This window comes from Citrobacter sp. Awk 4, from assembly GCF_028069725.1.
Classification (GTDB): domain Bacteria; phylum Pseudomonadota; class Gammaproteobacteria; order Enterobacterales; family Enterobacteriaceae; genus Citrobacter_D.
Genome location: NZ_JANEWG010000056.1, coordinates 19,304 through 27,078, shown reverse-complemented (window position 1 = coordinate 27,078; position 7,775 = coordinate 19,304). Strand labels below are relative to the sequence as shown.

General features: G+C 56.1%; 6 protein-coding genes. 3 read left to right on the top strand and 3 right to left on the bottom strand.

Translation table 11 applies throughout. The features are described from left to right. Nucleotides 1–66: 66 nt before the first annotated feature. The 3 genes from fumD to ttrS all read right to left on the bottom strand — a co-directional run bounded on the left by fumD (nt 67) and on the right by ttrS (nt 2,730). Nucleotides 67–276, bottom strand: a complete 210-nt coding sequence (gene fumD / locus NNO04_RS18760) for a fumarate hydratase FumD (RefSeq protein WP_271445964.1) — start codon at nt 274–276, stop codon at nt 67–69. 113 nt (nt 277–389) lie between these two features. Further along, the gene (ttrR, locus tag NNO04_RS18755) at nt 390–974 is read right to left on the bottom strand and encodes a tetrathionate respiration response regulator TtrR (protein WP_271445963.1); all 585 of its coding nucleotides are present in this window, start codon (nt 972–974) and stop codon (nt 390–392) included. Next, a complete protein-coding gene (gene ttrS / locus NNO04_RS18750) occupies nt 949–2,730 on the bottom strand; it encodes a tetrathionate respiration histidine kinase TtrS (RefSeq protein WP_271445962.1) in 1,782 nt (593 codons plus the stop codon). Before ttrS ends, ttrR begins: the two co-directional genes overlap by 26 nt. A gap of 179 nt (nt 2,731–2,909) precedes the next feature. Here ttrS and ttrB point away from each other — a divergent pair, with 179 nt between their 5' ends. Genes ttrB through ttrA form a run of 3 tightly spaced genes read left to right on the top strand, consistent with a single transcriptional unit; the run spans nt 2,910 to nt 7,731 of the window. Then, a complete protein-coding gene (gene ttrB / locus NNO04_RS18745; RefSeq protein ID WP_271445961.1) occupies nt 2,910–3,647 on the top strand; it encodes a tetrathionate reductase subunit TtrB in 738 nt (245 codons plus the stop codon). Then, nucleotides 3,648–4,673, top strand: a complete 1,026-nt coding sequence (gene ttrC / locus NNO04_RS18740) for a tetrathionate reductase subunit TtrC (protein ID WP_271445960.1) — start codon at nt 3,648–3,650, stop codon at nt 4,671–4,673. It abuts the gene before it with no gap. Continuing rightward, nucleotides 4,666–7,731, top strand: a complete 3,066-nt coding sequence (ttrA, locus tag NNO04_RS18735) for a tetrathionate reductase subunit TtrA (RefSeq protein ID WP_271445959.1) — start codon at nt 4,666–4,668, stop codon at nt 7,729–7,731. Before ttrC ends, ttrA begins: the two co-directional genes overlap by 8 nt. Nucleotides 7,732–7,775: the final 44 nt, after the last annotated feature.

Genomic DNA, 7,775 nt, shown 5'->3' with positions numbered 1-7,775 from the left:
TGGAAATAGTCACCTAAATATAAAGAATCAGAGATGGCGAAAAATATCGCCAATCCCCTTATCCAATTAACCTGTTAATGCCCTGATGACCGTTTCCATCGCCTGTTTTTCCAGCTCACTTCGCGAGATACGCTGATTCGCTAAGGCCGTTCTTAACACGCCGGCAATAACGACGTGTTTCGGCTCTTGCCCCAGGTCGCGCATTTCCAGCACAACTTTGCCTACTACCCTGCACATCTCCCGGTACAGCTCGTCTTCTTTGCCTGGTTTTCCCATTATGTTTCACTCCTTGCCAGCATCAACCAACAGCATATATCACGCTGTTGAAATAGACAAAATTCAATGAAAATCAAATAAATAAATCATGAAACTATTGCATGTTTATCGATTTACAACACCTGTTGTAGGCGATTAACGAGCTCCGCCAGGCTCCTGGCCTGCATCTTTTCCATGACTCTGGCGCGATGAACCTCCACGGTGCGCACCGCAATATTCATTGCGCTGGCGATTTCGCGATTCATCAATCCTTTCGCGACCAGCGCCGCCAGCTCACACTCTTTTGGCGTGAGTTGTTGGTAACAGCGGATGATGGACTGACGCGCAAACGCCGATGCAGAAACCGCCAGCGCATGTTCCAGCGCAGCCTGGAGTGGTCCGGCAGACACTGGTTTTTGCAGGAAATCGACCGCCCCGCGCTTCATCTGCTCCACCGCCATCGGGACATCTCCATGCCCGGTGAGAAACACGACGGCCAGCGTACTGCCTCGCTGACGCATCTCTTCATGCACTCTCTGACCATCCAGCTCTGGCATACGCATATCCAGCAGCAGCACGCCGGTTTGTCGCAAGTCCGCCAGGGATAAAAAACGGGTGGCCTCGTTCCAGCAACGAACCTCGTAGCCTAAACTTTCCAGTAAAAAGGCACATGCCTCTGTCACTGCTACATCATCATCCAGCAGATGAATGATCGCCATCGCTGCCCCCTCCCTCATTTTTTCTGAAATGCAGTATGACAACCGCCCCCATCTGACCATCAGGCGATGTCTGGTTCGAAATGCTCATGTCTCCCTGACCGTAACGTACCAGCCGCTGGCAGATCACTAACCCTAAGCCCATCCCTTCCTTGCGGGTGGTGACGAAGGGCTGAAAAGCCTGACGCTGTACCGCGTCATCGATGCCCCCCGCATTGTCCCGCAACAGGATAGACATCAAGTGGTTGCCCTCTTCAGCCTCCAGCCACACTGTCGTCGCGCCCGCCTGGGCGGCATTCAGAATAAGATTCGCCAGAACCTGTTCAAGGAGCATCGGCGGTAGCGTGAGCGTCAGTGTGGGATCCACATCGGCGTGTAACGTCACCGTCGGGAAATGCTGCGACATGCGCAACAGTTGCCAGACGTGGGAAACGGCGTCGCGAATCCCGATAGTCTTCCACTCCTCGGCCAGCACCGGATTTCCCTGTGCCTGGCTGACCCAATGGCGCAAATTGCGCAACGTATCCGCACCACGTTGCGCCTGGCTGTCGATCTGTTCCAGCGCGGGTAACAGCGGGTGCTGCGGATCTTGTTGGCGTAACCGAATCAGACACCCTTCGGCATAATGGCGGATCGCCGAAAGCGGCTGGTTGATCTCGTGGGCGAACCCGGAAGTCATCTCACCGAGAATACTCATTTGCCTTGCCGTTTCGAGGGCCTGTTCTTGTTTATGCAGCAGCACATTATTGCGTTCCAGCTGTTTCCCCCGCCGGCGAACCAACAGCATGACCCAGATGTAATTCAGGGTCAGCAGGAAGACGATAATCGCGGCCCCGCCCATTACTGTCTGATGCTGAATGAGCCAGCTTTTCACATCCAGCCATAAACGCCGCTGTTGCGGATGCTGGCGCACCTCGCGCAGTAGCGCTTCAACCTGACTGGTAGAGGCCGGAGCGCCCCAGTGATAGGGGGCGGATTCCGGGGCATTGAATAACGCCCGGGTGACACGATCCGCAAGGGTATTACTGACGGACGACAGCGCGGCAAACGACCAGTCAGGATAAAGCGGTGTACTGGTTAAACAGGGAATCGACGCCGGATGGCTAAGTACCGCCACAAAATCCTCTTTGTGGATCAGCCCTTCCTGGTCCATTTTTTCCAGCAGACAAACCGGGACAATCGCTGCCTGCACCGCCTTTTCTCGTAGCAGATACACCACCGCATCGCCGGGAAAACCGGTAAAACGTAACTGCAAATCGCGCTCCGGGCGCAGTCCCGCATCGCTGAGTGCTTTATATCCCAGCAAATATCCACCGAAGGCCTGGGCATCAATGGCGCCAACCGTTTTACCGATCAGGTCGTGAACGCTATTGATGCCGCTGTCACGCCGCGTCAGGATCACACTGCCAATCACATTTCCTGCCGTTTTGCTCCCACGCTGGGAGCGCAACGAGGCCAGCCAGCGTAACGGGGCATCGTTATTAAGCTGCACAAACTGCGCCGGGTTAGTAATCACAAACTGAATCGTTCCACTATTCACCGCCTCCTGCATTTGGTGCAAGTCTAACGGTTGAATCTGGAATTGTTCGCCAGGGAGTTGCTGATTCAGCATCGTCACCAGCGGTTGCCAGTGATTGCGCGTAGAATCTTCGCCTCTCATCGCCAGAATGCCGATATTCCACGACCCCGCCCATGCAGGATTCGTTAATACCCAGACGGATGCCAGCACCGCCAGGTATTTCGCCACTTTGCCTTTCACCCAAGATTCCCTGTCATTTATGTTGTTTTAGATCAACAACAAGCCGGGTATGTGGTTAACCACAATAGAGCTGCCCCCGCCACGATTTTTACACTGTAAATCATCAAGATTCTTTATACATAACACGCAAATCAACGGCATGACCAATGTTTAGTTGTTGCACCGTGACGGGAGAAAATATGGACAGCAGTAAACGGCAGTTTCTCCAGCATCTCGGCGTCCTGACCGCAGGCGCCTCTCTGGTCCCCCTGGCAGAGGCGAAATTTCCCTTTTCACCCGAACGACATGAAGGGTCGGCCCAACACCGTTATGCAATGCTTATTGACCTGCGGCGCTGCATTGGTTGTCAGGCCTGTACCGTCAGTTGTGCGATTGAAAACCAGACGCCACAAGGTGAGTTTCGTACGCTCGTCAACCAGTATCATCAGGTCCGACTGGAAGGTGAACAAAACGTCACCAACGTCCTGCTTCCCCGCCTGTGTAATCATTGTGATAACCCGCCCTGCGTCCCCGTTTGTCCGGTGCAGGCCACCTTTCAGCGAGAAGATGGCATTGTGGTGGTGGACAACACACGCTGCGTCGGCTGCGCCTACTGCGTGCAGGCGTGTCCCTATGACGCCCGGTTTATCAATCATGAGACGCAAACCGCAGATAAATGCACGTTCTGTACGCACCGGCTTGAGGTTGGATTGCTCCCCGCCTGCGTTGAATCCTGCGTCGGCGGAGCCCGGATCATCGGAGATATCAAAGATCCAGACAGCCGGATCTCGCAAATGCTCCAGACTCATCACGATGCGATCAAGGTACTGAAACCGGAAAATGGCACCTTGCCGCACGTATTCTACCTGGGCCTCGATGAGGCGTTCGTCACGCCGCTGATGGGCCGCGCACAACCCGCGCTCTGGCAGGAGGTTTAAATGTCGCATTCACTGTTGATCGAAGAGGTACTGACCCGGCCGCAGGAAGTGAGTTGGCTCCCCTGGGCCGTGCAATATTTCTTTTTTATTGGTATCGCCACCTGTGCGGCACTGTTTGCCTGCTACCTGCACTGGCGTAAGTCTGACGACAGCGCTTCTCTGGAGAATTTGACGCTGTTGATTGCCCTGACCTGCGCCATCACTGCGCCGTTGGCGCTCACCGCCGATCTCCACCAAACCGCCCGCGTCTGGCATTTTTATGCTTATCCTACCCCCTGGTCCTGGATGCCCTGGGGCGCCGTATTTCTGCCGCTGTTCACGGGTTTTCTGGGACTCTGGTTTGTGGCGCAGCAGATCACGCGTTTTACCGACAAAAGTTACCGCCTCACTAAATGGCTGGCGCTGGCCAGCGCATTGTCCGCCGTGGGATTACTGATTTATACCGGGCGGGAAGTGTCTGTGGTGCAGGCGCGTCCAATTTGGTTCAGTTACGCCTTTCCGGTGGCGATGCTCTTCAGCGCCTTTCAGGCTTTCTTCGCGCTACTGGTTGTCGCCAGTCATCGTGACCCACGCCTGCAAAGACGCCTCGCGGGAGGACAGTTCTGGATGTTGCTGGCGCTGGCGCTCGTCGTGGTGATTTGGGTAAGCAGCGACACGCTTTCCGGCGTTGCTCTTCGCCAGTGGATAGGCGTATCGCCCTCCGCCCGCCACTACGCCATGGGCTGGGTAGCCTTGTGGCTTTTCGCGCTCACCGTGTGCGCGGTCGCCATGCGTAAGCCTTTATCGCTCGCATGGCGCGTCAGCCTGGCGTTAAGCGCAATGGCGCTGTGCTGGCTAATGCGCTGGACGCTGCTGATTCAGGTACAGACCGTCCCCAAATTCAACGCGCAATTTAACCCTTACACGCTGCCAGGAGGTACCGATGGCTGGCTGGCCATCATAGGGACTTTTGGTTTGTGGATTGCGCTGTTAATCATTGTTCGTGAGGTTCTTAACGGACTCACCAGGAGATTACAACATGGCTAATTTAACCCGTCGTCAGTGGCTTAAAGTGGGTCTTGCCGTGGGCGGTATGGTGACTTTCGGCCTCAGTTACCGTGATGTGGCAAAACGCGCGATTGATGGCCTGCTGGAGGGTACATCCGGCAAAATTACCCGCGATCGGATCTTCGGCAATGCGCTGATCCCTGAGGCGCATGCGGTACCACACTGGCAGCAAAATCCGCATCAGGTGATCTCCATGACGCAATGTTTCGGCTGCTGGACGCAGTGCGGCGTGCGGGTTCGTGTCGACAGCCAGCAGGGAAAAGTACTGCGTATTGCAGGCAATCCATATCACCCGCTTTCGCACGAACACCACATTGACGCCTCCGTCCCTTTTGCAACGGCGATGGAGCAACTGGCCGGTGAAAATGGACTCGACGCCCGTTCTACCGCCTGCGCCCGTGGCGCCACACTGCTCGAAGGCTTATACAGTCCGCTGCGCATTCTGGTACCGATGAAACGCGTAGGTAAACGGGGAGAAGGGAAATGGCAGCGCATCAGTTTTGAACAGCTGATCGAGGAAGTGGTCGAGGGTGGCGATCTGTTCGGCGAAGGACACGTCGACGGCCTGCGCGCGATTCACGCCCCGGACACGCCTATTGACCCGCAGCACCCCGGTTTTGGCCCCAAAAGTAATCAGCTATTGGTGACCAACACCAGCGATGATGGGCGTGATACCTTCCTGCGGCGTTTTGCCCTCAACAGCTTTGGCAGTAAAAATTTCGGCGCGCACGGCGCGTACTGTGGCCTGGCTTACCGGGCGGGCTCTGGCGCGCTGATGGGCGATCTGGATAAAAATACCCACGTTAAACCTGACTGGGAAAACGTTGAATTTGCGCTCTTTATGGGCACCTCTCCGGCGCAGTCCGGCAACCCGTTTAAACGACAGGCCAGACAACTTGCCAGCGCCCGCTTGCGCCATGATTTTCGCTATGTGGTCGTCTCTCCGGCATTGCCATTAACGACGGTGCTGGCAGACGATCGCGGACACTGGCAGTCGATTTTGCCGGGTAGCGATTCCGCGCTGGCGATGGGTATGATCCGCTGGATCATCGAAAATCAACGCTACAACGCCACGTACCTCGCGCTCCCGAGCGCTGCGGCCATGCAACAGGCTGGCGAGAAAAGCTGGACGAACGCTTCACACCTGGTGATAACCGATGAGATCCCAAAGCTTGCCGGGCAGCATCTGACCCTGGCGCACCTGAGTCCTGAGGGAAGCGCCGAGCCCGTGGTTGTCAACGAATCGGGCGAAATGGTTGCGGCAACGGCGTGTCAGCAAGCCCAGCTGTTTGTCACCCGTCAGGTAACGCTGGCTGATGGACGTCAGGTGACGGTGAAAAGCGGGTTCCAGTGCCTGAAAGAGTCCGCAGAAAAACTGACGCTCACTGAGTACAGCCAGCAGTGCGGGGTTTCACAAGAGAACATGGTGGCGATGGCTGATGCCTTCACCGGTCATGGCCGTAAAGCGGCAGTGATTACCCACGGCGGAATGATGGCGGGCAATGGATTTTACAATGCCTGGGCCGTGATGATGCTCAACGCGTTGATTGGCAACCTTAGCCTCGAAGGCGGCGTTTTTGTCGGCGGCGGAAAATTTAATGGCGCAACCGATGGTCCCCGTTACAACATGGACAGTTTTCCCGGCAAGGTGAAGCCAAAAGGTCTGAGCATTGCACGCAGTAAAACCGCCTATGAATCTTCCGAAGAGTACCGTGATAAAGTGGCGGCCGGGAAATCCCCTTTCCCGGCAAAAGCGCCGTGGTACCCTTTCGTGGCAGGCCAGCTCACCGAATTACTCAGCTCTGCGCTGGAAGGTTATCCCTATCCGCTGAAAGCCTGGATTTCCAACATGACCAACCCGTTGTATGGCATTCCAGGGTTACGGGCGGTCGCCGAAGAAAAGCTCAAAGATCCCAAACATCTGCCGTTGTTTATCGCGATCGATGCGTTTATGAATGAAACCACTGCGCTGGCGGATTATATCGTGCCGGATACCCATAACTTTGAAAGTTGGGGATTCAGCGCGCCGTGGGCGGGCGTCGCCAGTAAAGCCACAACCGCCCGTTGGCCTATTGTTCCGCCAGCCACCCATCGCGCGGCAGACGGACAGTCCGTTTCCATGGAATCGTTCTGTATCGCGGTGGCGAAACGGCTTCATCTGCCTGGATTTGGTGATGATGCGATGACCGATGTGCAGGGCAACCATTACCCGCTCAATCGCGCCGAAGATTACTATCTTCGCGTCGCCGCCAATATTGCGTTTATGGGTAAATCACCGGTGGCCGAGGCCAATCAGGAGGATGTCACGCTGACTGGCGTATCGCGTATTCTGCCGGTGATCGAACAGACGCTGAAAGCCGATGAAGTTCGCCGCGTCGCCTTTGTTTACTCGCGCGGCGGTCGTTTTGCGCCGGACAAAAGCGGTCGGGCGGACAATCGGGTCGGCAATGCCTGGGAAAAACCCCTGCAAATCTGGAATGCAAACGTTGCGGCCCATCGTCACGCGATTACGGGAGAACGCTACAGTGGTTGCCCGGCATGGTATCCGTCGAGACTGTCGGATGGGCGGTCGGTGGATGAACTGTTCCCGGTAAAACAGTGGCCACTCAAGCTCATCTCCTTTAAGTCCAATACGATGGCGAGCGCATCGGCGGTGATCCCACGTTTACACCACCTCAAACCGGTAAATCTGGTGGCGCTCAATCCGCAAGACGGTGAACGTTACGGCCTCGCTCATGGCGACGTGGCGCGCATTACCACGCCTGGCGGCGAGGTGGAGGCGCAGATCAGCCTGCTCAATGGCGTAATGCCTGGCGTTGTCGCCATTGAACATGGTTATGGGCATCGGGAAATGGGGGCGGCGCAGCACACGCTGGACGGTGAACCGATGCCGTTTGATGCACAGATAAAATCGGGCATTAACCTGAACGACTTGGGGTTTGCCGACCCGACCCGCCAGGTGAGTAATACCTGGCTGGACTGGGTGTCGGGAGCGGCGGTACGCCAGGGATTACCGGCGAAAATTGAGCGAGCCTGAATCAGTGCCGGATGGCAACACTAACGCGTTTTATCCGGCCTGGA

Bases quoted from the DNA above. Each gene is read 5' to 3' on its own strand.
- fumD (WP_271445964.1), bottom strand. From the start codon at position 276: ATGGGAAAACCAGGCAAAGAAGACGAGCTGTACCGGGAGATGTGCAGG.
- ttrA (WP_271445959.1), top strand. From the start codon at position 4,666: ATGGCTAATTTAACCCGTCGTCAGTGGCTTAAAGTGGGTCTTGCCGTG.
- ttrR (WP_271445963.1), bottom strand. From the start codon at position 974: ATGGCGATCATTCATCTGCTGGATGATGATGTAGCAGTGACAGAGGCA.
- ttrC (WP_271445960.1), top strand. From the start codon at position 3,648: ATGTCGCATTCACTGTTGATCGAAGAGGTACTGACCCGGCCGCAGGAA.
- ttrB (WP_271445961.1), top strand. From the start codon at position 2,910: ATGGACAGCAGTAAACGGCAGTTTCTCCAGCATCTCGGCGTCCTGACC.